Origin of the sequence: Epilithonimonas hominis, from assembly GCF_003730015.1 — a bacterium.
Classification (GTDB): Bacteria; Bacteroidota; Bacteroidia; order Flavobacteriales; family Weeksellaceae; genus Epilithonimonas; species Epilithonimonas hominis.
Genome location: NZ_RJTU01000061.1, coordinates 215,088 through 239,672 on the forward strand (window position 1 = coordinate 215,088; position 24,585 = coordinate 239,672).

Here is a 24,585-nt window from a genome sequence, read left to right on the forward strand (position 1 = left end):
TGCTCCCCTTTCAAAAGCAAAAGAATCAATGAAACTTTGTATTGCCGAAAAACCAAGCGTTGCCCGTGATATAGCCAAAGTTTTGGGTGCTACAACTCCCAAAAGCGGTTATATGGAGGGAAACGGTTATTGCGTGACTTGGACTTTTGGTCATCTTTGTACTTTAAAAGAACCACACGATTACGCCGAGCATTACAAATCTTGGGATTTAATTTTTCTCCCAATTATTCCCAAAAACTTCGGAATCAAACTGATTGATAACAACGGTGTAGAGAAACAGTTCAATACCATAGCAAAGCTGGTCAGCGAATGTGATGAGGTCATTAATTGTGGTGATGCCGGGCAAGAAGGAGAGTTGATTCAGCGTTGGGTTTTGCAGAAAGCCAAATGCGACAAACCAATGAAACGTCTATGGATTTCATCCCTGACAGAAGATGCCATCAAAGAAGGTTTCGAAAACCTGAAACCTGCGGAAGATTACAAAAATCTTTATTTGGCGGGCAATGCAAGAGCAATTGGAGATTGGCTTTTAGGCATTAATGCAACCAGGTTATTCACTAAGAAATTTGGTGGAAACAAAGGTGTTTTATCGATTGGGCGTGTTCAGACGCCAACTTTGGCAATGCTTGTTCAGCGCCAGAAAGAGATTGATGCTTTTACGCAGGAAGAATATTGGGAACTCAAAACCAAATATCGGGAAGTGCTTTTCAGTGCGTCGATTGACCGATTAAAAACCTTAGAAAAAGCAGAAAAAGGTTTAGAATATCTCAAGAAAAACGAATTCGAAATCGTTTCTTTCGAGATCAAAGAAGGAAAAGAAAAGAATCCGAGATTGTTTGATTTGACGGGGCTTCAGGTTGAAGCGAATAAAAAATACGGTTTCTCTGCAGAGCAAACTTTAAATTATATCCAAAGTCTTTACGAGAAAAAACACACGACTTATCCGAGAGTTGATACGACTTATTTATCCGAAAATCTTTATCCAAAAATTGGTGGAATTTTGAGAAGTATGACCATTTATTCGGAGTTTACAGCACCGTTGCTGACGCAGCCGATTCCGAAAACGAAAGCAGTATTTGATGATACCAAAGTAACCGACCACCACGCGATTATTCCAACCGAAATTCCGCCTTCCTCTAATTTAACAAGAGAAGAAAAGTTAGTTTACGATTTGGTAGCGAGACGGTTCATTGCCGTTTTTTACCCTGAATGTAAAATCTCGAATACCTTGGTAGAAGGCCAGGTGGGCACGATTCCTTTCAAAGCTTCGGGGAAACAGATTCTGGAACCGGGCTGGCGAATTATTTATGCCAAAGACAAAAAAGACCAATCGGAGAAAGACGAAAAAGATAAGGACGAAGAACAGACTATTCCTGAATTCGTTGCTGGAGAAAAAGGCGACCACGAACCTTTGATCCATCAGGGGAAAACCTCGCCCCCAAAACCTTACACAGAAGCGACTTTGCTAAGAGCAATGGAAACTGCGGGAAAACAAGTGGAAGATGAAGAGCTTCGTGAAATGCTGAAAAACAACGGCATAGGAAGGCCATCAACCCGGGCCAACATCATCGAAACCTTGTTTAGAAGGAAATACATCGAGAAGAAACGTAAAAACCTCATCGCCACACAAACCGGAATCGAATTAATCGACACAATTGAAGATGAACTTCTCAAAAGTCCAGAATTGACGGGAGAATGGGAATCGAAACTTAGAAAAATTGAAAAAGGGGAGTACGAAGCCAATCAGTTCAAAGAAGAACTGATAGAAATGGTCACAACTTTAACCCAAAAAGTGATCAACGGCAAAGCGAAAGTCATTAATTTCGAGGAAGAAAAGCCCGCTCCGAAAGAAAAAAAACCAAGAGAAAAAACCGAAATCATCTGGGAGGAAACTGGGTGCCCAAAGTGTAAAACCAATAACTTGATGAAAGGTAAAACGGCCATTGGCTGTTCGGATTATAAGGGTTGTGGTTTCAAAGCCCCGTTTGAGATATTTGGAAAAAAACTGTCAGATAAGCAGCTTCAGGATTTGATTTTAAAAAGCAAAACCTCTAAACTGAAAGGCTTTACCGGCGACAGGGAAGAAGGTGTTTTGATATTGAATGACGATTTTTCTATCGGTTTCAAATGATAACAAGATTAGGAATTTTGCAGATTATGTCTTGGAAATTCCTTAATTTGCAATGCTAAAAATAATTTAAATAATGATTATTCAACCAAGAACAAGAGGATTTATTTGTTTGACAGCGCATCCGGACGGTGCTCTGCAAGCTGTTAAAAATCAGATAGAATATGTAAAGTCTAAGGGCAAAATCAAAAACGGCCCAAAAAAAGTTTTGGTCATCGGCGCTTCTACAGGTTTTGGCTTGTCTTCCAGGATTGCTGCTGCGTTTGGGTCAGATGCTGCAACCATCGGCGTTTTCTTTGAAAAGCCAGCTTCTGAAGGTAAAATGGGAACCGCAGGATGGTATAATTCTGCCGCTTTTGAAAAAGAAGCCCACGCTGCCGGTTTATACGCAAAAAGTATTAATGGCGATGCATTTTCTGACGATATCAAAAAGCAAACCATTGATTTGATTAAGAAAGATCTGGGGCAGGTTGATTTGGTGGTTTACAGTTTGGCTTCGCCTAGAAGAACGCACCCAAAAACTGGTGTTGCTTATGCCTCAGTTCTTAAGCCAATTGGCCAGCCCTTTACTAACAAAACAGTAGATTTTCATACAGGTGTCATCTCTGATATCACGATTAATCCTGTTGAAAATGATGAAGATATAGCCAACACCATTGCCGTAATGGGTGGCGAAGACTGGAAATTCTGGATAGAAGATCTGAAAGCAGCAGGTGTTTTGGCAGCAGGTGTTAAAACTGTAGCTTATTCTTACATCGGCCCGGAACTGACTTTCCCAATTTACAGAAACGGAACTATCGGTCAGGCTAAAAATGACTTGGAAGCAACAGTTCCTGTTTTGAATGATTTACTAAAAGATCTTCATGGTGTGTCTTATGTTTCAGTTAATAAAGCTTTGGTAACACAATCTAGCTCAGCAATTCCTGTCGTTCCATTATATATTTCCTTACTTTATAAAGTGATGAAAGCTAAAGGTACACACGAAGGAACTATCGAACAGATGCAGAGATTATTTGCGGACAGATTATATACAGAAAATGGAGAGGTTGCATTAGATTCAGAAGGAAGAATCAGAATTGATGATTGGGAAATGGCAGAAGATGTACAAGCAGAAGTGGCTAAATACTGGGATAAAGTTACAACGGAAACACTGGCTGAAATCAGTGATATTGACGGTTACAGGAAAGAATTTTTCAACCTTTTTGGTTTCGAGCTGGAAGGTGTAGATTACGAAAAAGATACGGATGAGAATGTAAAGGTTCCAAGTATTGAATCTTAGATTTTTAGACTCGGAGATAATGGACTTATAGATAATTAGATTTTTTTTCAGTCATTGGTAAAAAATAAAAACGGCTACTGAAAGGTAGCCGTTTTTCTATTGTTGAGATTGAGATTTTATCTCTTTTTGTTTGACGTCATATTCATGGAGCAGGTTATGCTCGGGAGTTTGTTCGATAGCGTGCATTATTTTGTCCAGAATCTCCGTTGCGGACTCATTATCATAATCAATATCCAAAGCTGGTTTAAACTCCATAGTTGGTTTCACGCCAGTTACTTTGATTTTCAATCCTTTCTTGTCAAAAGCTCTTCGGAATCCATTGATTTTAATCGGAATTACAGTTGGTCTTTGGTTTTTAATTAACTTAGCCGTTCCTTTTCTACCTTGTGCATAAGCAGAAGTCGTTCCTTGAGGAAACGTAATAACCCAGCCGTTATCCAAGGCTTTCATAATGTTTTCAACTTCGGTAAGGTCAACCATCCTGTTCACATTTTGACCTTCTGCTCTCCAAGTTCTTTTGACTGTAACTGCGCCAGCAATCTTGAAAATTCTTGCCAGGATTCCTTTGTTCATGGTTTCTTCTGCTGCTACATAATAAAAATCTACTTTCGGATTCAGCAGATAAACAGGGTTTTTTATCGTATTGTGATAACCGTTGTTCACCGCACAAAAAGCGTGATACATCGCGGCAACATCAGCAAAATAAGTCTGGTGATTAGACACGAAAAGAACATTGGTGTCCGGCAAATCGGTAAGATTTTCTGTTCCGGTAATCTTCAGTTTATTAAAACCGTTGAATCTCCTATATGATACTAAACCTAGAATGAAAATAATAATCCTTTTAAGGACGTAGATATTTCCGAAGGAATCAGTAAAAATATTTTTTTTTGCCATTGATATTTGATTATAACTTCTAAGATCTTAAAATGTTTGCAAAATTAAACATTTTTTAACAAGTTGCTGAATTCACTCAGAATCATTGAAGTAGCTCCCCAAATGATATAGCCATTGAAATCAATTACAGGCACTTCATAACCTTTCGTAGACGGTAAAGCCATTATTTTTGGCTGGTCCGGAAGACTAAGTAAAGATGAAATCGGAAATTCTATCAATTCAACAGCTTCGGTTTCCTGTAAAAAGAATTCCGGATTTTTCTTGGTGTATGATACAAATGAATGAACATAGAAATTGCTTGGTGGGATATAAATCGGAGACATCTCGCGGATGATTCTCACGTAATGTTCATCAATTCCCAATTCTTCTGAAGTTTCCCGTTTGGCTGTGTAAGCAAAATCCGGGTCTTCTTTTTCTCTTTTTCCGCCAGGTAATGAGATCTGTCCGCTGTGTCTATCATTTTCATTGATGCTTCTGACAATCAAAGGAAAATGCCATTCATTATCTTTAAGATAAAGTAAAATATTGACAGCTGCCAGTTTTGGATTTCTCGTCAGAATATCTTCGTAACTGAAAACAGGACGATACGGCGGCGAATAAATTTTGTGCGCATTCTCACCCAACAATTCTGCATTTTTAATATCTCTAAGTAAATCTTTTCCAAAAATCTGCATAATCTCAAAGATAAGAAAATTGAGACATTACCGCAACGTCAAAATTTTTCTAATGTTTTGTGAAAAAAGAAGTCGCAAAGAATGACTCTGCGACTTTGTTAATATTATTCTAAGAGATCTTACAAGTTTATACTGGAAAAAATTACAAATTAATTCCTCGTCCTGCATAAAAATCCAAAACCTTGATGCTGAACACATAATTATATTTGGCCTGCGCCACAGAACCTTGGGCATTCGCATAATTATTTCTGGCCATTGTTACATCATATATTGTAGAACGTCCGGCTTCATAACTTTTCTCAGCAAAATCTAACGCCAGTTTGGTGCTTTTTTCCGCCTCAACCGCAGAAGTGTAAACCTCAAAGTTAGAATCTGCATTGAACTGCGCTTGCTGGATGTCCTGTTTTAACTGGAACTTTTGCTGTTCAAGATTATTTTTAGCTAGCGTTTCATTGATTTTTGTCTGCTCCACTTGCAGCTTTGTAATCCCTTTATTGAAAATCGGTATGTTGGCAGATAAACTTAACTGTTGCCCGAAGTTGTCACTATATTGTTGGAAAAAATTTCTCTCCATAATCGGTGTCAATGCGCCGGTTACAGGATCTTGCTGATACCCGAGCGTATTTTTATTCAAAAGATTATTGTAAAAACTTCCAATTGCTGCATTGGCAGTTATAGTAGGATAAAAGTTGGTCTTCACCACTTCGGTTTGTGCTTCCGCAGCTTTGATTCGGATTTCGGCAGCTTTTACAACAGGTTGCGAAGTGTAGGCCATATTCAGAACTTCTTCTACAGATTCCGATTGTGGTGCTAACTTGTCAGGAACAGGAATATCCACCACATCAAAGGTTTTATAATCTTGCAGTTGAAGGAGCTGAGCCATCGCAAACAAAGCTTTATCTACATTAATTTGAGCCGTTTTTACATTCTGTTTTTCTCTTGCCAAAGATGCTGTCGCTTCTGCCAAAACCGTCTGCGCTGTAGTTCCTACTTCCGTGGTGATTTTAGCACGGTCATACAGCTTCTGGGCATTGTCCATTGCACTTTCAGAGATTTTTTTGATTTCTCTGTTCAGCATCACGTTTAGGTATTGCTGGGCAATTTGCAGTGCAATATTATTTTTGATGGTCTCAACATCTTGCAAGCTTGCTTCCACATCGAAACCTGTTTTTCTGATACTTTTTTCCAATCTTCCGTTGTTGTACACCAGCATGCTGGCGCCCACATTAGCACCATTGTAGTAGCTGTCATTCCGGATGCTGCTGGTTCCAACGAGGGTCTGACCAAAATTCGCATTGTTGTTGATCGTTCCGGAAACCGAAGGCAGATATTCCTTTTTTGCCATTTCCAGGTTTTTCGTCTGCACATCTTTGTTGTACATCTGTGCCTGAACCTGAAGATTATTCCTGATTGCATAATCCACACATTCCTGGATGGTCCATTTCTTCTGGGAAAACCCAAAAACCCCGACTGACAAAAGCGAAATGCAAAATACTTTTCTGAACATATAAGAAAATTATATACAATAAGACATCATAATTAAAAAAATGTTACGCCTACAGTTAATTTTTTTTTTAAAATTTTGATGCAAGATAAAAAGTAAAAATTTTTTTTATACGCTGTAACAATTCTAGATACGGATTTACTTATAAAGTAAAATCCAGGCAATGTCAATTCTGAAAATCGAAGACCTCAACAAATCTTATGATACGGGAAAAAGCAAACTGCACGTGCTGAAAGGCATCAACCTGAACATTGAGCAGGGCGAGTTTGTTTCCATTATGGGAAGTTCCGGTTCCGGAAAATCAACATTGCTGAACATTATAGGGATTCTGGACGAAGCAGATTCCGGCATTTATGAACTAGACGGTTTTCCCATAAAACACCTCACAGAAGTAAAAGCCGCCGAGTACAGAAGCCGTTTTCTTGGGTTTATTTTTCAGTCTTTCAATTTGATTAATTATAAAACAGCTCTGGAAAATGTGGCACTTCCTTTATATTATCAAAACGTTTCCAGAAAAGAGAGAACGAAGAAAGCAGAGGAATACCTGGAAAAAGTAGGATTGAGACAATGGGCAGAACATCTTCCAAGTGAACTTTCCGGAGGACAAAAACAAAGAATTGCCATTGCAAGAGCACTCATCACAGATCCGAAACTTATTCTGGCAGATGAGCCAACCGGAGCATTGGATTCTAAAACCACTCACGATATTATGAAGTTGCTACAGGATATCAATAATGAGGGTAAAACCATTGTTGTCGTAACGCACGAGCCCGATGTTGCAGCACAAACCAAAAGAAATGTTGTTTTGAAAGACGGTAGAATAGAAAGCGACGAATTCATTAATCAGATTGTATTATAGCTGGATGCAGCAAGTCGGATGACTGAAGCGATAGTGTAGAAGATAGAAAATAAAATAAAAAGTGAGAAGCAGGAAACATCAATCATCCTGCATCAAGCTTGAAACCAAAAACCAAAGAATGTTTGATTTAGACCGCTGGCAGGAGATTTTTAGTTCCATACGCAGTAATGTATTGCGGACGGTGCTTTCTGGTTTCACAGTAGCGCTCGGTCTGTTTATATTCATTGTTTTGTTCGGGATTGGTAATGGTCTGAACAATTCGTTTTCCAAAGCATTTATGAGAGATGCAACCAATCTGATTATGGTTTTTGCTGGTAAAACAACATTGCCATATGCAGGTCTGCAGTCAGACAGGCAGATTTCATTCAATAATTCAGATTTCTTAGCTATTGAAAAGGAAAGTGGTGATAAAATAGAATATGGCTCACCAAGATATACATCCAACCTCACGGTCAAGTATGGAAAAGAAAGTGGCAATTATCAGATAAACGGTGTTTTAGGTGATGAAAAGTTACTAGAAAACCGAACAATGATAGACGGCCGATACATCAACCAATTGGATAACGAGCGGAAGCAGAATGTAGCATCTATCGGTAGAATGGTTTGGCGTGATTTGATTCGTGATGGAAATCCTATTGGGAAAGATTTAGAAATCAACGGAACGATGTTTAAAGTTGTGGGCGTGTTTTCGGATCCTGGCGGTGACTGGGATGAGCGTCATATTTCGGTGCCATTGTCCACACTTCAGCAGATGAAAAAAGGGTCGGACACCATAAGTACCATTATGTTGTCTTATAACCAGAAGCTAACGCCGGATCAGGCGGTAGAATATGGTCAAGAGATTGAAAAAACCATCAGAAAAAGACATCAGATTTCACCGGACGATCAGCAGGGGATTTTTGTTAATAATAATGCTTCCAATACTAAAGATTCATTTGCATTTTTGTTTGTAATAACTGCAGTTGTAGGATTCATTGGGCTTGGGACTTTGTTGGCGGGAATCATAGGTATCAGTAATATTATGGTTTATATTGTGAAAGAAAGAACCAAAGAAATAGGCGTTAGAAAAGCAATTGGAGCAAAACCAAGAGGAATTGTTGCCCTGATTTTACAGGAAAGTATTGTTATTACCGTCATATCAGGAGTCGTGGGTGTAGGACTTGGTGTTTTGGCTTTGAAGCTTATTGGCAATAGCTTGGAAGACTATTTTATATCCGAACCGTCAGTAGGCTGGGGATTGATATTAGTCGCATTTTTCTGTTTAGTTATTTCCGGTGCTATTGCAGGATTTGTACCGGCTTACCGTGCATCGAAAATAAAACCGATTGAAGCGCTGAGAGCAGAATAATGAGAGAGAGTTTGAGATAATTGAAGTTTTTCAAGGAAATTTACAAAGAGAATATAATATTAAAATATCTGATTAAAGGAGCAAACATCATAGAAAATAATCCAGTACAAATTTTCAACCATAACTATCATTAATCATTTATAATCAGAAGACGTGAATATACTTTTTAAAAGAGATACCTGGCAAGAGATTTATTATTCCCTTCGGAATAATAAGCTAAGGACGTTCCTGACCATGATAGGCGTGGGCTGGGGTATGTTTTTATATGTCAGTCTTTTGGGTGCGGCAAAAGGTATGGAAAACGGATTCAATAAATTGTTTTCAGGTTTTGCTACCAACTCTATATTTCTTTGGGCTCAGAGTACCAATATTCCGTTTGAAGGTTTTCCAAAGGGAAGAGCAATGCAGCTCCATCTGAAAGATATTGAATATTTGCAAAAGAAAATTCCTCAGATTGATTACATCTCGCCTCAGAGTGTGAGAGGAAACTTCGGAACGCCAGGCGACCAGATTTCCAGGAACGGAAAAAAAAATACTTATATGATTACAGGCGATTTTCCGGTTGGGAATCAGATATCAAAAAAGAAATTATTGTTTGGTAGATATATTAATGATGCTGATATTGCTGGTAGAAAAAATATCATTGTAATAGGAGAGGAGGTTTATAAAAATCTTTTCGATGCCAAGAAAAATGAAAACCCCATAGGGAAATCAGTCAGCCTCAAAGGGGTTTTCTTTACCGTAATTGGCGTTTTTCGTGTGGCAAAAGGTGGCGGAATGGAGAATGACCGTTCTGCTTACATTCCTTTTTCTACCTATTCAGGTTTGTATAATGAAGGAGATAAAGTTGGTTTTCTGGCGATTGTAGGAAAGCCGGATGCGGACGTTTCTGTGATTGAAGACAAGGTGAAACAGGAGCTTAAAATCATCAACCACGTTTCGCCGGAAGATACCAATGCTTTTGGAAGTTTCAATCTTGCTAAAGAATTTAAAAAGCTGACAGGTTTTCTCACGGGAATGCAATTACTAACCATTATTGTAGGGACACTAACAATTTTGGCAGGCGTTATCGCCATATCCAATATCCTTTTGATTACAGTAAAAGAAAGAACGAAGGAAATCGGGATCAGAAGAGCGCTTGGCGCCAAACCTTCCGAAGTCCGGAATCAGATTTTGCTGGAAAGCGTTGTCATTACCTTGTCTTCTGGTTTGCTGGGTTTTTTAGGCGGAATTTTTCTGCTGATGATCCTGAATATTGCAACAATGAATAACGACTCATTCCCTTTTTATAACCCCACTGTAGATTACAGCAACGTTTTCACAGCAATGGGAATTATGATTTTCCTGGGACTGATCATCGGGTTGATTCCTGCCCAAAGAGCGGTTAAGATCAGGCCAATTGAAGCATTGAGGACAGAATAAAACTAATAATTTATCAAATATTAAATATCAATTATCATTAAAATATAATGGAAAAGAAAAAATTGACATTCAAAAAAGTGATTTCCATCATTCTAGGTTTGGTTTTCGTGCTGGCAGTAGTTTTCGGGATCGGCTATCTCATTAAGTCCAATTCCAAAGAAAGTGAGGTGTTTCTCACCAGAAAACCAAGCATCAAAAATCTGGACGATAAAGTGATGGCAACCGGAAAAATAGAACCGCGTGAGGAAATTGAAATCAAGCCGAATATTTCTGGGATTATTCAAAGCATCAGCGTGAAAGAAGGTGATAAAGTAGAAGCTGGCCAGTTGCTGGCTACCATCAGAATTGTCCCGAATGTGACAGATGTGAATAATGCCACTATGCAGATCAATAATTCACAAATCCAGCTGGCCAATGCCAAAATCAACGTAGATAATCAGCAGAAACAGTTTGCAATGCAAGAGAAGCTGTACAAACAAGGCGTGATCTCTAAACAGGAATATATCGCAGCCCAGCAACAGTTGCAGACCACGTTGCAACAGCAGAAATTGGCCAGTCAGCAGCTGAATGCTGCTCAGAAACAGCTGCAGATTGTAAGAACGGGCGCTACACCAGAACTTCAAAGCATGGCGACTACTCAGATTCGTGCGAAAGCTGCTGGAACTGTGCTGGAAATTCCGGTAAAAGTTGGTGGACAGGTTATTGAGGCTAACTCATTCAATCCCGGCACTACTATCTGTTCCATTGCGGATCTGAATTCTTTGATTTTTAAAGGTAAAATAGACGAAGCTCAAGCTGGAAAACTGAAAGAAGGGATGGATATGAATGTAGTGATTGGTGCACTTCAAAATAAATCTTTCCCCGGAAAAGTAACACTGATTGCTCCAAAAGGAACGGAAGAAAGCGGAACAATCAAATTTAACGTGGAAGGAAATGTCACCAATCCAAAAGGGGAATACATTAGAGCAGGATTCAGTGCAAACGGTGAGGTTCTACTAAGCTCACAGAAAAATGCATTACTTTTGGACGAATCTCTGATTCAGTATGATAAAGGTAATAACAAATCTTTTGTGGAAGTAAAACAACCAAACGGAAGTTTCAAAAAAACGTATGTAAAGCTGGGGGCAAGTGACGGTATCAATGTTCAGATCCTTTCAGGAATTGATAAAAATGCGGAGGTAAAAGTATGGAACCCTTCTGATAAGGATAAAGAGGAGCTAAAGGAGAAGAGTAAAAAATAAAACTTTAAATTATATTGTTAAAAAAGAATGCGCAGTCAATTATTGGCTGCGCATTCTTAATTTAGTAGAATTTGATTTAAATAATTTTTTTATAGTTATTATTTTAATTGTATAAACACTTCAATGTCAATAAAGTATGGAAGTTTCCTCTCGTTTTTATCTTTCCCAAAGTGGTGTTGAAACAATGAATAGTGACTCGTAAAAAGCAAAAAAGCTGCAAACTAATTGCAGCTTTTGATTTGTGATTACAATATGATTACATTGGTCCTTGCTGATCGTCGCCGGAAGCATTGGAATTGATGTCTTTTTTGCGTTTTGGCTGATCCACTTTCTCGCCTTGTTTAAACCTGTAAGTTAAAGAAAGTGTAAACTGTCTTGGCTGCCATTGCATGTAAGAATCTCTCACACTGTTTGCTGTGTAAGTTGTAGCCTGCATTGCTCTTGTATTAAAAATATCTTGAATATTGAACGCCAAAGTTCCGTTTCCTTTCCAAATAGTTTTTGATGCACCAAAATTAATAGCGTACATATCTTTTCTGACTTGATAGTCCGTTTTTGTACCACCTCTGTAAAAACCTTGCAATTGGAGATTTAAAGTTTTATCTATTTTGAATGTAGAAGTTAGTCTAGATCTCGTAGAGATCCCATTTCCACTAAAGTTAGCTGTTGCTGTAATTGGATTCCCTAATATATCTAGCGTCTCATAAGGTGTGCTACCTTTTATATTGTACCCGAAGACGTCTACATTTCCCATAAATTTTAACCAACTGGTAGCATCCCAATTAAAGTTAAGGTCTAACCCATACGTATCTTCAGTACCTAGGTTAATAGGTTTGGTGTGGAATTCTATTCTTTTACCAGTTTGCTGTATGCCGTTCTCATCAAAATATTCAAAATTTACAGCTTTATTATAAACCAACATCTTAGTGTCATCAGATTCGTGTTTGAAGTACAATGTAGGGTTGATAGTAAATTTCTTTTTAGAAATACTGTAACCTAACTCGTAAGAATCTACATAAGACGGATTCAGGTCGATGTTTCCATCAAATATATTCTGGTTATCGCTGTAACTAGGATTTGGAATGAGGAAAAAACCTCTTGGCCGATCGATTCTTCTCGTGTAGTTAAAAAGTAGCTGATTGTCCTTTGCAAATTCGTAGCTTAAAAAAACACTTGGGAAAAGGTTGTTGTAGTTTTTCTTCTTATTATCTATCGGATTTGTTCCTGCCAGATTGTGGTAATCGATTGTTACATTAGACTGTTCATCACGCAAACCAATTTGGTAGCCTACTTTGCCAATCTTACTCTTAAACTGAACATAGAACGCGTTGAAAAGTTCTTTATAATTAGCATCAAAAGTGTACAGCCCCAAATATTGTAAAGCAGGACTTACCGCAGTACTTTCCTGCACATTATTATCATAATTATTATTATTGGAGTCTAGTCTGTATCCAGCCTCCAGTTTGGAAACTTCTCCAATTGGTAATTCATAATCTGCTTTCAGAACAATATTCTTATTCAGGGTTTTCTGATTGATAATATTCTCAAGCGATGTTACATCACTGTAATTATCATATTCCTTTATGTTCGAATTATTATTAGAACGGTTTCTCTGTAAACTTAAAGATAATGAAAGATTTTGACCTTTATTATCGAATTTATGATCCAAACCAAAATCTCCCTGAAATGCTAGGTTATTATTGGTTCCCAAGTTTTTACGAAGCGTATGTTTGTTGTCTGTATTTAGTAAAATATAATCATAGTCAATATTACCAGTGTTTTGGCTGTCAAAAGTCCTCACTGTTCCAGAGGCATTAACAGATGTTTTGTCAGAAATATCATAAACGATTCCTGCGGTGGCATTATAATTATCCGTTTTGTTTTTAATTTCAGAATTCTGATGAGATTCTATTTGGTCACCTATTTTGGATGCATTATTGTAATAATTATCATTACGGTTTGTGTTTTTGCTTTCTCGGTAACCACCACCGCCATTCAGAAACCAAGTGAAGTTGCCTTTTCTCCAGCTCAGGTTGGTGTTGAGGTTGGTTTGAGGTAAGTATCCTAAAGTCCCAATTACACTTCCATTAAAACCTGTTTTTTTATTTTTTTTGAGGATAATATTAAGAATACCTGCAGTTCCGCTCGCCTCAAACTTAGAAGATGGATTAGTGATTACCTCAATTCTTTCAATCTGATCCGCAGGAATACTTTGCAAAGCGTTTGCTCCATCATCTATTCCTAGCAGAGCAGACGGTTTTCCGTTTATCAAAAATCTTACATTAGAACTGCCTCTCATAGATACAGTTCCGTCAGTATCTACAGAAACTGAAGGAACATTGGATAGAACATCCTGCAAACTACCACCTTTGCTTACAATATCTTGTGAAGGATCATATGTTTTTTTGTCTAATTCAACTTTATATGGTTTTGTAGAAGCAGCAGTAATTACCACTCCTTGGATGTCCGTTGTGTTATTCAGATTGGCTTTTCCATCAGAAACAATGATAAATGGCGCTATTGCTCCCGCTTTTTCAACTCTAATGGTTTGTGTAAATTTTTTATAATCTACAGCTTCAATGCTCACATTATAATTTCCCGGAGCAAGTTCCACCTTGTAATTTCCATTGACATCTGCAAGAGCGGCATCGCTTAACTGGTTGTTTTGCTGATTTTTAAAAGTTATTGATGCATAACCTACACCACCATTTGCATCTTTTACATTTCCAGAAATAGCTACTTTTTGCTGCGCCATTATAAAGCTTGCAGCACCAACTGTCAGCGCTAGTCCAAAGATTTTTTTCTGAATTACATTTACGATTTCCGTTCGTTCCATTATTGTTTATTTTTCGCTTTCGCTAATTTTTACTTGATTTGCCTGCTGTTCAGCCAGTCCTGATAGGCTTTTGCATTTTTAGCGTGTTCAGCATCATTATCTGTGAATTTATGATAACCAAATCTCGCAGGATCGGCACACATAAAAATATAGTTGTTTTTTTCTGCGTCCAAAACCGCATCTATAGAGTTTTTGTCAACAATACAAATTGGTCCCGGCGGAATTCCCTTATTCGCATAAGTATTATATGGAGAAGGTTCTTTCAGATGTTTGTAATAAACTCTTTTGATTTGTTGAGTGAAATTACTTGCTTTGTTTACTGCATAAATTACAGTCGGGTCGCTTTGCAATTTCATTCCTTTTTTATAGCGATTGAGATATAATCCCGCAATTGTTCTCTGTTCATCAGGTTTTCCGCCAGATTCTTTGTAAACGATAGATGCTAATGCATAGATTTGATCTCTCGATAATCCAGATTGTTTTTCTTTTTCGATTCTGTCAGCGGTCCAAAAATCTTTATAATCATTTTCGAATTTGTTGAAGAATTCTTTTGGAGTAACCGTCCAGAAAAAGTCATATGTATTATTGAAGAAATATTTTTTAAGATCTTCAGCATTCTTGTAACCTTTGCTGATAGCGATTTCGTTCAGTTGATTAGCAAATTTCAAAGAATCTATTTCTGTCTTTTTGGTCACTCTTCCAATCATCTGATAAACATCATCAAAATCTTTAATCCTGAAAGAATTAGGCGTTTGATTGCCCGCAAGAATCATATTGGCAATTTCCCGGTTGTTCATTCCCGGCTTTACTTCATATCGTCCCGGTTTATAATTTTCTTTCAGATTTTTATCATCAGCAATACTTGCGAAGTTGTCTTGATTTTTAACAAACGGAGCGATAGAATCCAAAATTTGCTTGTAGGAAGAATGATGCGGAATCAAAACAAATCCTTCTTTTTCTACATTGTTTCCAAGATATTTATTATAAACTCTCAATCCAAAAAAACCAAGGATTGCGACTATTACAACTAATATAATAAGAATTATTTTTTTCATAGTTTAAAATTCTCAGGTTTTTACAAATTGATATCTCCTTTAAAAACCTGAACTGCTGGACCTTCCAACCAAATGTTTTTGAATCCGTTTCCATCTTTCTCGGCGTAAACTTTTAAATTCCCACCCAAAACTTTGACTCCAACGGAAGTTTGATTACTTTTTTGCATAAATGTTAAAGCTGCAGCTGTAACGCCGGTTCCACAGCTGTAAGTTTCACCTTCAACACCACGTTCATAAGTTCTTACAAAAAGTTCTTTATCAGAAATTTTTTCTACGAAGTTGACATTGATTCCTTCTTTCTTATAAGTTTCAGAATTTCGGATTTTGTTACCATTTTCGTAAACATTATAATTTTTTAACATTTCAACATACTTAACATAATGTGGTGATCCGGTATTCAGAACAAAATCATTTCCGTCTGTATTGATGTTGTTGACATCTCCCATTTTCAACTTCACGATACCGTTTTTAATTTCAGCTTCGTGTATTCCGTCAATTGCAGTGAACGTGGTTTTATCTTCAATCATATCCAGAAAATGAGCAAAAGCAACAGAGCAACGCGCACCGTTTCCGCAAAAACTTTTGGATCCATCAGAGTTATAATAATCCACTTCAAAATCAACACCTTCTGCAGAATTAATTTTAATTAATCCATCAGCACCAATCCCGAATCTACGGTCACAAAGTTTTTGTATGTTTTCGATGGATAAGTCGTCCCATTCCCCTAAACGGTTGTCTATCATCACAAAATCATTTCCTGTTCCTTGATATTTATAAAATTTCATTATTTATTTGTCTGATTTTTAAATGTTTATTTGAATTTCCTAATCTAAAATTAAGCCAGTAAAAATACTCAATTTATAAAGATTTCAATCTTGATATTTGTTATTTAAATTCACTCTAAATCTCATTTTTTTTTAATTAAAATAATAGAAATTCTCAATCTCTTGATATTCATATTTTTTAATAATATATAGCTATCTTTGTTCATTGAAAATGAAAGAAGACCAGTTGCTTGCGCTCATCATAAAAGCGAGAGAAAAAAATCAAAAAGCTCAGACACAACTCATCAATATGTTTTGGGTTGATGTTTTTTCTTTTGTGATGAACAGAGTGAAGGATGAAAATGATGCAGATGAAATTACGGTTTCAGTATTTTCAAAAGTTCTGAACAAACTTGATTTGTTTGATTCCAATTTTCAATTCAAAACTTGGATTCTAACAATTGCACAAAATACAATCATCGATTTCTGGAGACGTAAAAGCCGCGAAAACGAAGATGCAAGCGACGGATTGGAAAACGTAAAGAACGAATTTGCAAGGTCTCCCGAGGAATTATTGATTTCTGAAGAAGACCAGCAAAAGATTATCAAAATCATAGAAACAATGGATGCTAAAAATCAGGATATCATCAGATTGAGATTTTTTGAGGAGAAAAGCATCAAAGAAATAGCGGAAGAACTCAATCTTTCCGTTGCCAATACAAAAGTAAGAATAATGAGAGCTAAGAAAATCTTGGCCGAATTATTAAAAGAAGACGAAACGGATTTTTAATTTTAGAAAATCAGAATGGAAGAAACATTGACTCAAAAACCCAAATGGATTCGTGTAAAATTGCCAACAGGTAAAAATTACAGAGAATTGAGAAATTTGGTTGATAAATATAAACTGAACACAATTTGCCAAAGTGGAAGCTGCCCGAATATGGGCGAATGTTGGGGAGAAGGAACGGCAACCTTTATGATTCTGGGAAATATCTGTACCAGAAGTTGTGGTTTCTGCGGTGTGAAAACCGGAAAACCAATGGATGTGAATTGGGACGAGCCGGAAAAAGTGGCACGTTCTATCAAATTAATGAAAATCAAACACGCGGTTTTGACTTCGGTTGACAGAGATGATTTGAAAGATATGGGTTCGATTCTTTGGGGCGAAACAGTAAATGCGGTTCGCAGAATTTCTCCGGGAACTACGATGGAAACTCTGATTCCTGATTTCCAAGGCGTGACAAAACATCTTGACAGATTGGTAGAAGTAGCTCCGGAAGTGATTTCTCACAATATGGAAACCGTAAAACGTTTGACAAGAGAAGTGAGAATCCAAGCAAAATACGAGCGTAGTTTAGATGTTTTAAGATACTTGAAGGAAGCTGGACAAAACCGTACAAAAACTGGTGTAATGCTAGGGTTGGGAGAAACTAAAGATGAAGTTTTCCAAACAATTGAGGATATCAGAAATGCCAATGTGGATGTCATTACGTTAGGTCAGTATCTTCAGCCGACTAAAAAACATTTGCCTGTTCATCGTTTTGTTTCTCCGGAAGAGTTTGATGAATACGGTGATTTTGCAAGAAGTTTAGGCTTCCGTCACGTAGAAAGTTCACCTTTAGTAAGAAGTTCTTATCACGCCGAGAAACATATTCATTAAGAAAATATTTTTCGATTGATAAATATAAATGACTCCTAGATGGAGTCATTTATTGTTTGTTCAGTAGGCTGTACTTTATCTGTTTGGTTCATTTGCTCTACTTGCTGCGGAATGAACATCATATAGGCAAAATATCCAAGCAGGAATATTGCTATAATAATGATGATTGCCATCATTGGACCTTTGTTGGTTTCGCTATCGGATTTTGGAATATCTGGTCTCATAATTTATTTATTTAAGGTTGATATATCAAAACTGATGCCTTATTAATTTTTTAAATTTTACAATTATTTAATGTTCTAAATTTTATTTTACTAGTAAAAAATTAAGGGTTTGTGATTGGATTTTTATAATTAATTCAAATTAACCCCTTATATTTGCAGGGGTAAAATTTTAAAATATGAAATCGTTTTATTTTTAATTTCTTAAAATGGACAAACAAAATAAACGATTCCATATGACCATAAAAAAATAAATATCTACATATGAAAATTGAAAAACGCTGGATTATATCATTCTTGATAATTAGTATCGTTTCAATTGTTGCACTTTTCTGGCCTGAACAGACTTCTTTACCAAAACCCGGAACTTTTCTTGGAGAAGATAGTATTGTAGGTTCGGATGTCGCTTGGATTCTTGCTTCTTCCGGTTTGGTTTTATTGATGACACCTGGACTTTCCTTTTTTTACGGTGGAATGGTCGGTAAAAAGAATATGATTTCAACAATGTTGCAGAGTTTCATTGCATTGGGTGTGATTAGCATTGTTTGGGTTGTTGTAGGATTTAGTTTGTCGTTTGGCGATTCAATCGGGATTACTATTAATGGAGAACATTATGGTTTGATAGGAAACCCGACATCCTATTTGTTTTTTAATAACGTTGGAGTTTTGCCTCACAGTCAAATGGCTTCTACTATTCCGTTTGTTTTGTTTGCGTTGTTTCAAATGAAATTTGCGGTCATTACACCGGCTTTGATAACAGGTTCATTTGCGGAACGAGTAAGGTTTATTTCTTACTTATTATTTATGGTTTTATTTCATTTAATTATCTATACACCACTTTGTCATATGGTTTGGCATCCTGACGGTTTGTTGAATAAATATTTTGGCGTTAAGGATTTTGCGGGTGGAACAGTCGTTCATATGAGTGCAGGATTTGCCGCTTTGGCAGGTGCAATGATGATTGGGAAACGTAAGAATCCACATCACGAACCATCTAACATTCCGTTTGTGATTCTCGGAACGGGAATGCTTTGGTTTGGTTGGTTTGGTTTCAATGCAGGATCAGCTTTGTCAGCTAACGCAACTGCTGCAATGGCTTTTGGAACAACAACCGTAGCTTCTGCAACAGCAATGTTGTCTTGGATTTTCTTTGATAGAGTCAATGGTCGCAAAGTTTCTGCTTTAGGCGCTTGTATTGGAGCTGTTGTCGGATTGGTTGCGATTACGCCTGCTGCAGGATTTGTGACCATTCCGCACGCTGTTTTCATCGGATTCATTTCAGCAATTGTCTCGAATCTGATGTGCAATTGGAAAAGATTGAAAAAAGTAGATGATACTTTGGATGTTTTCGCTTGTCACGGTGTTGGTGGGATTATGGGAATGATTTTGACAGCAATATTAGCTCAAGGCGAAAATGCAAGTTTGCTTCACGGTGGATTCGAAGTGTTTGCTCATCATATGATGGCTTTGGTTATGGTTTCTGCATTTACGTTTTTAGGTTCATTGGTTTTATATAAACTGACAGATTTAATAATTCCTCTCAGAGTTGCAGAAGATTCCGAAAATATAGGTTTGGATTTATCTCAGCACGATGAGACTTGCATATAATAAGGTTTTTGATTTTGTTTAAGAAGGATGCCTCATTTGTTTTTTTACGGTGAGGCTCTTTTATTTTTTAGAGCAAACCAAAATATGTTCATTTTCACTTAAACCAAAAAAATCATCTTTCGGGAAAGTTTGAACATCAACCAAAAATCCACTTTTCTCCAAACGTTCTTTCAAACCGTTGATAGTATAGATGCGAACGTGATCATCCTGTCCAAAATGTTTTAACCGATCTTCTTTCGTTTTGATAGAAAAATCTTCATAAGTCTCTCCATCTTTAAAAGGGGTTTGAATCAGGCAAGTTCCATCAGTTTTTAAAACTCGGAACAATTCTTTCATTGCTTGCTGGTCAGAATCAATATGTTCCAGGATATGATAACAAATAATTAAATCAAAACGTTCAGATTCGGAATAAATATTATTGATATCAAAACGATAATCAGCTAAAAATTCATTCTCAAAATCCGTGGGAAAATAATGGATATTTTTATTTTTTTTAAGTTTCCTGTAAAGTGCTCTGGAAGGCGAAAAATCCAAAACCTTAATTTCAGGTTTTAAATAGTTCTCATTTAGAAGTTTCCACAGCCTTCTCGTTCTTGGCAAGCTGCCACAAACAGGACAAACCAAATTTCCATTTTCTACCAATACAAAATCTTTCAAGTGCTTTTTGCAAATATTACACGCGCGATTTTCTCCTTTGTAAAGCGGATAAATCAACGAACGCAAGAGAACCTCATTTTCAAAAAGCAATTTTTGAGGTATCATATTTTTGACGACTTTTTTTAAAGTTTTGTACATTCCAAATAAAAAAATGAACCGCAAGATAATAAACCGTCGCTATATTTAGGCGCTTTCCATAAGATTTTCTAACTTCGTGTCTTAAAATTTTTAAAATGACGAAATTTGGAGTTGATGCGGCCAGTTTTTATGTGCCTTCTTTATATTTAGAAATAAAAGATCTTGCAGAGAAAAGAGGAATAGAACCAGCAAAATTAGAAAAAGGTTTAGGCTTGCACAAAATGGCCTTACCCGATGTTCACGAGGATGCAGCAACTTTTGCAGCAGAAGCTTTGCTAAAATTAATTCAAGACTATAATATCAATCCGAAAGAAATTTCCAGAGTTTACCTTGGAACAGAAAGCGCTTTGGATGCTGCAAAACCAACAGCAACTTACGCTGTTCAAATGGTAGAAAAATTGCTTAGTGACGAATTTGGGGAAAGAAGTTTCAAAAACTGCGACGTGGTCGATATGACTTTTGCCTGTGTTGGAGCCGTGGATGCGCTTCATAATTCTTTAGATTTCGTAAGAGCTAATCCAACTAAAAAAGCAATCGTCATTGCCAGTGATTACGCAAAATATGAGTTGGCTTCTTCGGGAGAATATACGCAAGGAGGAGGAGCAGTTGCGCTTTTGGTTTCTGCTAATCCAAGATTGATTGAGATTGATAATAATTGGGGCGTTGCAACAGAAAGTGTTTTTGATTTCTTCAAACCGAGACGTCATCATTCCAAATCTGAGCTGAATGCTGCTCCAGAAAATTATCCGGACAAAATTGAAGTTTTTACAGATGAACCAGTTTTTGATGGCCAATATTCTAATCAATGTTATCAGGATAGGATTCGCGAAGCGTATCAACATTATAAAGAACAGACTTTTACTGTTAGACCTTACGAAGATTGGAGATATTTGATTTTCCATTTACCTTACGCCTTTCACGGAAAAAGAGTTTTCACCGAGATTTATAGTTTAGAAAATAATCTTGATTTTTCTGATGGCGAGAAACAAAAAGCCATTGCTAAATCTGAAGATTATATCAATTTCATTAATGAAAAAATTGAAAAATCTCAAAGAGCTTCTTCCGAAATCGGCAATATGTACACGGCTTCGATTTTTATGGCCTTGCTGTCTGCACTACAAACTTCGTTTAACGAAAATGAAGATTTGATGGAGAAAGAAATTGGTTTCTTGGCTTACGGAAGTGGTTCCAAATCAAAAGTTTTTGTAGGGAAAATCTCTCCTGAATGGAAATCTGTCGTGGAAAAATGGAATCTGTTCGAAAACTTGAAAAACAGATTAGCAATTGATTTCGACACTTATGAGAAATTACATCGCAAACAATTAGATTCTTCTGTTAATCCAGATTATAAAGGATTCGGGTTGACAAGAGTTGAAAAAGAAAGTCCGGTTCTTAAGGGCGCTAGATATTATTCTTATCAAAAATAAAATTCCATAAACGGAACATAAAAATCGAAGGCGAGCAAATGATTATTTGCTCGCCTTCTTTTTGAAAATATCTATAACTAACTATTTAATTCAAATTAATTTTTTGTTTTGAAAGATTTTTGGCGTCACACCTTCCATTTGTTTGAAAACTCGGATAAAATAATTGGTGTCCGAAAATCCTGTGCTGAAAGCCACTTCATTCACCGAATTATTATGCATCAACATTTCTTTTGCTCTCTTGATTCTTTCCTGAATGATGAATTCATTTGGCGAAATCCCCAATTCTTCTTTAAACATTTTGAAGAAATTTGACTTGCTGACATAAGCCATTTTCGCAATCACATCAATGGATAATTTCTGATGAAGATTTTTCTTAATATAATCTGCAACAAACCCAATTCTTGATTTATTTTTCAGCGTGTTTTTCTCGACCAGATTTCTCGCCTGAGTTTGCATCAATCGTATCAATAGTTCCTTCAAAGCAAAATCAGCAATCACATCTTTATAAGAATTATCGTCCATCGCAATTCTCATAATATTGTTGGTAGCAGAAGCCAAAGCTTTACTATTTAGCAAATAAAATTCTTCCAAAGAAATATTCCATTGTGAAGAGTCATCCACTTTTTTTGCATTGAAATTCAAAAGGTCAAGCGATTCCTGTACAAATTCTGGATTCAAAGTTAACGAAATACATTGCGAAGCATCTTTATCGGCATCAGGAAAATCAATTACCATTGTCTCTCCGGGTGCAACCAAAACACTTTCTCCAGGCAGATATTCGAAGTAATTACTCTTATTCTGGAGTTTCATCCATTTCTTTCCTCTCAACATTCCTGTAAACGCCAGATGTTCAAAGTGCAATTTCACGTTATATGCACTATGATGTGTTTCATAGATACTGAATTCACAATTATTTAAACTGAACTTAGTTTGATTTTCCACCAATGTATTCAGTTTATTTTCCTGTGTCAGATTAGGTTTGTTAAGTTGAAAATGATTTAGATTCATTGTTCAAGATTTTTATAACATCTTGTTTATCAAATATAATAAAATTAAAATTACAGCCAAGCATAATTTTTTCTTAATGAAATTATAAAGAATCTTAAAAGTAGGATTTTACTATTTTTTTGGAGAATTGTGCTATTCTGTTCATTTATTATCGGATTATCTTAGCGTTAATCAAATGTTAACTGATTATTAATAAAAAAAGAATATCATTATGAGCACAACATTAGAAAAACAAAACTCGACTACTTTAGCTTGGCCGGAATTCAAAGCTAAATATGATAATTACATCGGTGGAAAATTTGTTCCATCCGCAGGCGGACAATATTTCGATGTAGTTTCTCCGATAAACGGGAAAGTGTTCACACAGGCAGCACATTCCAACAAAGAAGACTTGGAAGCAGCAGTTAATGCAGCAACAGAAGCCTTCAAAACTTGGAAAGATACTTCTCCAATAGAACGCAGCATTATTCTAAACAAAATCGCAGACAGAATCGAGAAAAACTTAGAATACATCGCCACAGTTGAAACCATTGACAACGGAAAAGCGGTAAGAGAAACTTTGGCTGCGGATATTCCTTTGGCGATTGACCATTTCAGATATTTTGCTTCGGTAATCAGAGCTGAAGAAGGCTCGCATAACGAGTTGGATAAAGATACAGTTTCATTAATTGTTCACGAACCACTTGGAGTTATTGCGCAAATCATACCTTGGAATTTTCCAATCTTGATGGCAGTTTGGAAACTTGCTCCGGCTTTGGCTGCAGGTAACTGCGTTGTTTTGAAACCGGCAGAAAGCACACCAATTTCAATTATGGTTTTGATGGAACTAATAGGGGATTTGCTTCCTGCAGGTGTTATAAATGTCGTAAACGGTTTCGGAGCAGAATTAGGAAGAGCGTTGGTAACCAATCCAAAAGTAAACAAAGCTGCTTTCACAGGTTCTACAGCAACAGGTCGTTTGGTAATGCAATATGCAACAGAAAACATCATTCCTGTAACGTTGGAATTAGGTGGAAAGTCGCCTAACGTATTTTTCAACTCAGTAATGGACGCAGATGATGAGTTCTTGGATAAAGCGGTAGAAGGCGCAGTCCTTTTCTGTCTTAACCAAGGTGAGATCTGTACCTGCCCGTCAAGACTGTTGGTTCAGGAAGATATTGCTGACAAATTCATCGCCAAAGTCGTGGAGAGAGTAAAAGCCATCAAAACCGGTAATCCGTTGGATAAGACTGTGATGATGGGGGCACAGGCTTCTCAGATCCAAAAAGATAAAATCGAAGGTTATTTGAAACTCGGTAAAGAAGAAGGTGCGGAAGTGCTAACCGGAGGAGAAGCTAACCACATCGAAGGCTTGGAAGACGGTTACTATATCAAGCCAACTATTTTCAAAGGAAACAACAAAATGAGAATTTTCCAAGAGGAGATTTTCGGACCTGTGGTGGCTTTCACAACTTTCAAAGATGAGGCAGAAGCTTTAGAAATTGCAAACGACACAATTTATGGTCTTGGAGCCGGTGTTTGGACGAGAGATGCGCATCAGTTGTATCAGATTCCTCGTCACGTACAGGCTGGTAGAGTTTGCGTGAATCAGTATCACGCTTATCCTGCTGGAGCACCTTTCGGAGGTTACAAGCAGTCCGGAGTCGGAAGAGAAAATCACAAAATGATGCTAGACCACTACCGTCAAACCAAAAATATGCTGATATCCTACAACAAAAACAAACTAGGATTCTTCTAATAGATTTAAGTTTATTTTTCTCGCTGATTTTACGGATTTAGCTGATAAATATGTTATAAAATCTGCCTGATTTGCATAATCAGCGAGAGATAATAAAAATAATAAAACCTGTTGTGCATTTAGC

General features: G+C 36.9%; 20 protein-coding genes. 11 read left to right on the top strand and 9 right to left on the bottom strand.

Features of this window, described 5'->3' with window-relative positions:
* Window positions 1–28 precede the first annotated feature (28 nt).
* Complete coding sequence (locus EGH73_RS09670; protein ID WP_123281647.1) at window positions 29–2,131, top strand: type IA DNA topoisomerase; 2,103 nt, start codon at window positions 29–31, stop codon at window positions 2,129–2,131.
* A 73-nt stretch (window positions 2,132–2,204) separates the two neighbouring features.
* The gene (fabV, locus tag EGH73_RS09675) at window positions 2,205–3,407 is read left to right on the top strand and encodes an enoyl-ACP reductase FabV (RefSeq protein WP_123281648.1); all 1,203 of its coding nucleotides are present in this window, start codon (window positions 2,205–2,207) and stop codon (window positions 3,405–3,407) included.
* Between the two features lie 96 nt (window positions 3,408–3,503).
* On the opposite strand, the gene EGH73_RS09680 is transcribed toward fabV, so the two are convergent.
* The 3 genes from EGH73_RS09680 to EGH73_RS09690 form a co-directional block, all read right to left on the bottom strand.
* Window positions 3,504–4,301, bottom strand: a complete 798-nt coding sequence (locus EGH73_RS09680; protein WP_123281649.1) for a lysophospholipid acyltransferase family protein — start codon at window positions 4,299–4,301, stop codon at window positions 3,504–3,506.
* 44 nt (window positions 4,302–4,345) lie between these two features.
* Entirely contained in the window at window positions 4,346–4,975 is a 630-nt protein-coding gene (locus EGH73_RS09685; protein WP_089768451.1) for an NUDIX hydrolase, read from the bottom strand.
* A gap of 142 nt (window positions 4,976–5,117) precedes the next feature.
* Entirely contained in the window at window positions 5,118–6,482 is a 1,365-nt protein-coding gene (locus tag EGH73_RS09690) for a TolC family protein (RefSeq protein ID WP_123281650.1), read from the bottom strand.
* Window positions 6,483–6,648: 166 nt separating this feature from the next.
* Between EGH73_RS09690 and EGH73_RS09695 the strand changes: the two genes are divergently transcribed.
* From EGH73_RS09695 to EGH73_RS09710, 4 genes are all read left to right on the top strand, one after another.
* Window positions 6,649–7,338 carry an ABC transporter ATP-binding protein gene (locus EGH73_RS09695; protein WP_123281678.1) on the top strand — a complete coding sequence of 230 codons (690 nt, stop codon included), beginning with the start codon at window positions 6,649–6,651 and terminating at the stop codon, window positions 7,336–7,338.
* 118 nt (window positions 7,339–7,456) lie between these two features.
* The gene (locus tag EGH73_RS09700; RefSeq protein ID WP_123281651.1) at window positions 7,457–8,686 is read left to right on the top strand and encodes an ABC transporter permease; all 1,230 of its coding nucleotides are present in this window, start codon (window positions 7,457–7,459) and stop codon (window positions 8,684–8,686) included.
* 153 nt (window positions 8,687–8,839) lie between these two features.
* Window positions 8,840–10,108 carry an ABC transporter permease gene (locus EGH73_RS09705; protein WP_228411425.1) on the top strand — a complete coding sequence of 423 codons (1,269 nt, stop codon included), beginning with the start codon at window positions 8,840–8,842 and terminating at the stop codon, window positions 10,106–10,108.
* Between the two features lie 47 nt (window positions 10,109–10,155).
* A complete protein-coding gene (locus EGH73_RS09710) occupies window positions 10,156–11,349 on the top strand; it encodes an efflux RND transporter periplasmic adaptor subunit (RefSeq protein WP_184808094.1) in 1,194 nt (397 codons plus the stop codon).
* A gap of 256 nt (window positions 11,350–11,605) precedes the next feature.
* Here EGH73_RS09710 and EGH73_RS09715 read toward each other — a convergent pair whose 3' ends face one another.
* From EGH73_RS09715 to dapF, 3 genes are read right to left on the bottom strand one after another with little or no spacing between them, the layout of a single operon-like run.
* A complete protein-coding gene (locus EGH73_RS09715; RefSeq protein WP_123281654.1) occupies window positions 11,606–14,185 on the bottom strand; it encodes a TonB-dependent receptor domain-containing protein in 2,580 nt (859 codons plus the stop codon).
* Window positions 14,186–14,214: 29 nt separating this feature from the next.
* Window positions 14,215–15,240, bottom strand: a complete 1,026-nt coding sequence (gene mltG / locus EGH73_RS09720) for an endolytic transglycosylase MltG (protein ID WP_123281655.1) — start codon at window positions 15,238–15,240, stop codon at window positions 14,215–14,217.
* A gap of 20 nt (window positions 15,241–15,260) precedes the next feature.
* Complete coding sequence (gene dapF, locus EGH73_RS09725; RefSeq protein WP_123281656.1) at window positions 15,261–16,025, bottom strand: diaminopimelate epimerase; 765 nt, start codon at window positions 16,023–16,025, stop codon at window positions 15,261–15,263.
* Between the two features lie 211 nt (window positions 16,026–16,236).
* On the opposite strand from dapF, the gene EGH73_RS09730 reads away from it, so the two are divergent.
* Both EGH73_RS09730 and lipA read left to right on the top strand, forming a co-directional pair.
* Window positions 16,237–16,794, top strand: a complete 558-nt coding sequence (locus EGH73_RS09730) for an RNA polymerase sigma factor (protein WP_123281657.1) — start codon at window positions 16,237–16,239, stop codon at window positions 16,792–16,794.
* 15 nt (window positions 16,795–16,809) lie between these two features.
* Window positions 16,810–17,664: a lipoyl synthase gene (gene lipA, locus EGH73_RS09735; RefSeq protein ID WP_123281658.1), complete on the top strand. Its 855-nt coding sequence runs from the start codon at window positions 16,810–16,812 to the stop codon at window positions 17,662–17,664.
* A 35-nt stretch (window positions 17,665–17,699) separates the two neighbouring features.
* Here lipA and EGH73_RS09740 read toward each other — a convergent pair whose 3' ends face one another.
* Window positions 17,700–17,888 carry a hypothetical protein gene (locus EGH73_RS09740; RefSeq protein WP_123281659.1) on the bottom strand — a complete coding sequence of 63 codons (189 nt, stop codon included), beginning with the start codon at window positions 17,886–17,888 and terminating at the stop codon, window positions 17,700–17,702.
* A gap of 261 nt (window positions 17,889–18,149) precedes the next feature.
* Here EGH73_RS09740 and EGH73_RS09745 point away from each other — a divergent pair, with 261 nt between their 5' ends.
* Window positions 18,150–19,493, top strand: a complete 1,344-nt coding sequence (locus EGH73_RS09745; protein ID WP_123281660.1) for an ammonium transporter — start codon at window positions 18,150–18,152, stop codon at window positions 19,491–19,493.
* 60 nt (window positions 19,494–19,553) lie between these two features.
* On the opposite strand, the gene EGH73_RS09750 is transcribed toward EGH73_RS09745, so the two are convergent.
* Window positions 19,554–20,255 carry a class I SAM-dependent methyltransferase gene (locus EGH73_RS09750; RefSeq protein WP_245985494.1) on the bottom strand — a complete coding sequence of 234 codons (702 nt, stop codon included), beginning with the start codon at window positions 20,253–20,255 and terminating at the stop codon, window positions 19,554–19,556.
* A gap of 128 nt (window positions 20,256–20,383) precedes the next feature.
* Between EGH73_RS09750 and EGH73_RS09755 the strand changes: the two genes are divergently transcribed.
* A complete protein-coding gene (locus EGH73_RS09755; RefSeq protein WP_123281662.1) occupies window positions 20,384–21,715 on the top strand; it encodes a hydroxymethylglutaryl-CoA synthase family protein in 1,332 nt (443 codons plus the stop codon).
* 90 nt (window positions 21,716–21,805) lie between these two features.
* Here EGH73_RS09755 and EGH73_RS09760 read toward each other — a convergent pair whose 3' ends face one another.
* A complete protein-coding gene (locus EGH73_RS09760; protein ID WP_123281663.1) occupies window positions 21,806–22,723 on the bottom strand; it encodes a helix-turn-helix domain-containing protein in 918 nt (305 codons plus the stop codon).
* A 211-nt stretch (window positions 22,724–22,934) separates the two neighbouring features.
* On the opposite strand from EGH73_RS09760, the gene EGH73_RS09765 reads away from it, so the two are divergent.
* A complete protein-coding gene (locus tag EGH73_RS09765) occupies window positions 22,935–24,461 on the top strand; it encodes an aldehyde dehydrogenase family protein (protein WP_123281664.1) in 1,527 nt (508 codons plus the stop codon).
* The last annotated feature ends 124 nt before the right edge of the window (window positions 24,462–24,585 follow it).

What these genes read in the sequence shown, in the direction of transcription:
- EGH73_RS09700 (WP_123281651.1), top strand. Translation starts at nt 7,457, where the DNA reads ATGTTTGATTTAGACCGCTGGCAGGAGATTTTTAGTTCCATACGCAGT.
- EGH73_RS09685 (WP_089768451.1), bottom strand. Translation starts at nt 4,975, where the DNA reads ATGCAGATTTTTGGAAAAGATTTACTTAGAGATATTAAAAATGCAGAA.
- EGH73_RS09745 (WP_123281660.1), top strand. Translation starts at nt 18,150, where the DNA reads ATGAAAATTGAAAAACGCTGGATTATATCATTCTTGATAATTAGTATC.
- EGH73_RS09755 (WP_123281662.1), top strand. Translation starts at nt 20,384, where the DNA reads ATGACGAAATTTGGAGTTGATGCGGCCAGTTTTTATGTGCCTTCTTTA.
- EGH73_RS09680 (WP_123281649.1), bottom strand. Translation starts at nt 4,301, where the DNA reads ATGGCAAAAAAAAATATTTTTACTGATTCCTTCGGAAATATCTACGTC.
- dapF (WP_123281656.1), bottom strand. Translation starts at nt 16,025, where the DNA reads ATGAAATTTTATAAATATCAAGGAACAGGAAATGATTTTGTGATGATA.
- EGH73_RS09730 (WP_123281657.1), top strand. Translation starts at nt 16,237, where the DNA reads ATGAAAGAAGACCAGTTGCTTGCGCTCATCATAAAAGCGAGAGAAAAA.
- EGH73_RS09670 (WP_123281647.1), top strand. Translation starts at nt 29, where the DNA reads ATGAAACTTTGTATTGCCGAAAAACCAAGCGTTGCCCGTGATATAGCC.
- EGH73_RS09765 (WP_123281664.1), top strand. Translation starts at nt 22,935, where the DNA reads ATGAGCACAACATTAGAAAAACAAAACTCGACTACTTTAGCTTGGCCG.
- EGH73_RS09750 (WP_245985494.1), bottom strand. Translation starts at nt 20,255, where the DNA reads ATGATACCTCAAAAATTGCTTTTTGAAAATGAGGTTCTCTTGCGTTCG.
- lipA (WP_123281658.1), top strand. Translation starts at nt 16,810, where the DNA reads ATGGAAGAAACATTGACTCAAAAACCCAAATGGATTCGTGTAAAATTG.
- EGH73_RS09690 (WP_123281650.1), bottom strand. Translation starts at nt 6,482, where the DNA reads ATGTTCAGAAAAGTATTTTGCATTTCGCTTTTGTCAGTCGGGGTTTTT.
- EGH73_RS09715 (WP_123281654.1), bottom strand. Translation starts at nt 14,185, where the DNA reads ATGGAACGAACGGAAATCGTAAATGTAATTCAGAAAAAAATCTTTGGA.
- mltG (WP_123281655.1), bottom strand. Translation starts at nt 15,240, where the DNA reads ATGAAAAAAATAATTCTTATTATATTAGTTGTAATAGTCGCAATCCTT.
- EGH73_RS09760 (WP_123281663.1), bottom strand. Translation starts at nt 22,723, where the DNA reads ATGAATCTAAATCATTTTCAACTTAACAAACCTAATCTGACACAGGAA.
- EGH73_RS09710 (WP_184808094.1), top strand. Translation starts at nt 10,156, where the DNA reads ATGGAAAAGAAAAAATTGACATTCAAAAAAGTGATTTCCATCATTCTA.
- EGH73_RS09740 (WP_123281659.1), bottom strand. Translation starts at nt 17,888, where the DNA reads ATGAGACCAGATATTCCAAAATCCGATAGCGAAACCAACAAAGGTCCA.
- fabV (WP_123281648.1), top strand. Translation starts at nt 2,205, where the DNA reads ATGATTATTCAACCAAGAACAAGAGGATTTATTTGTTTGACAGCGCAT.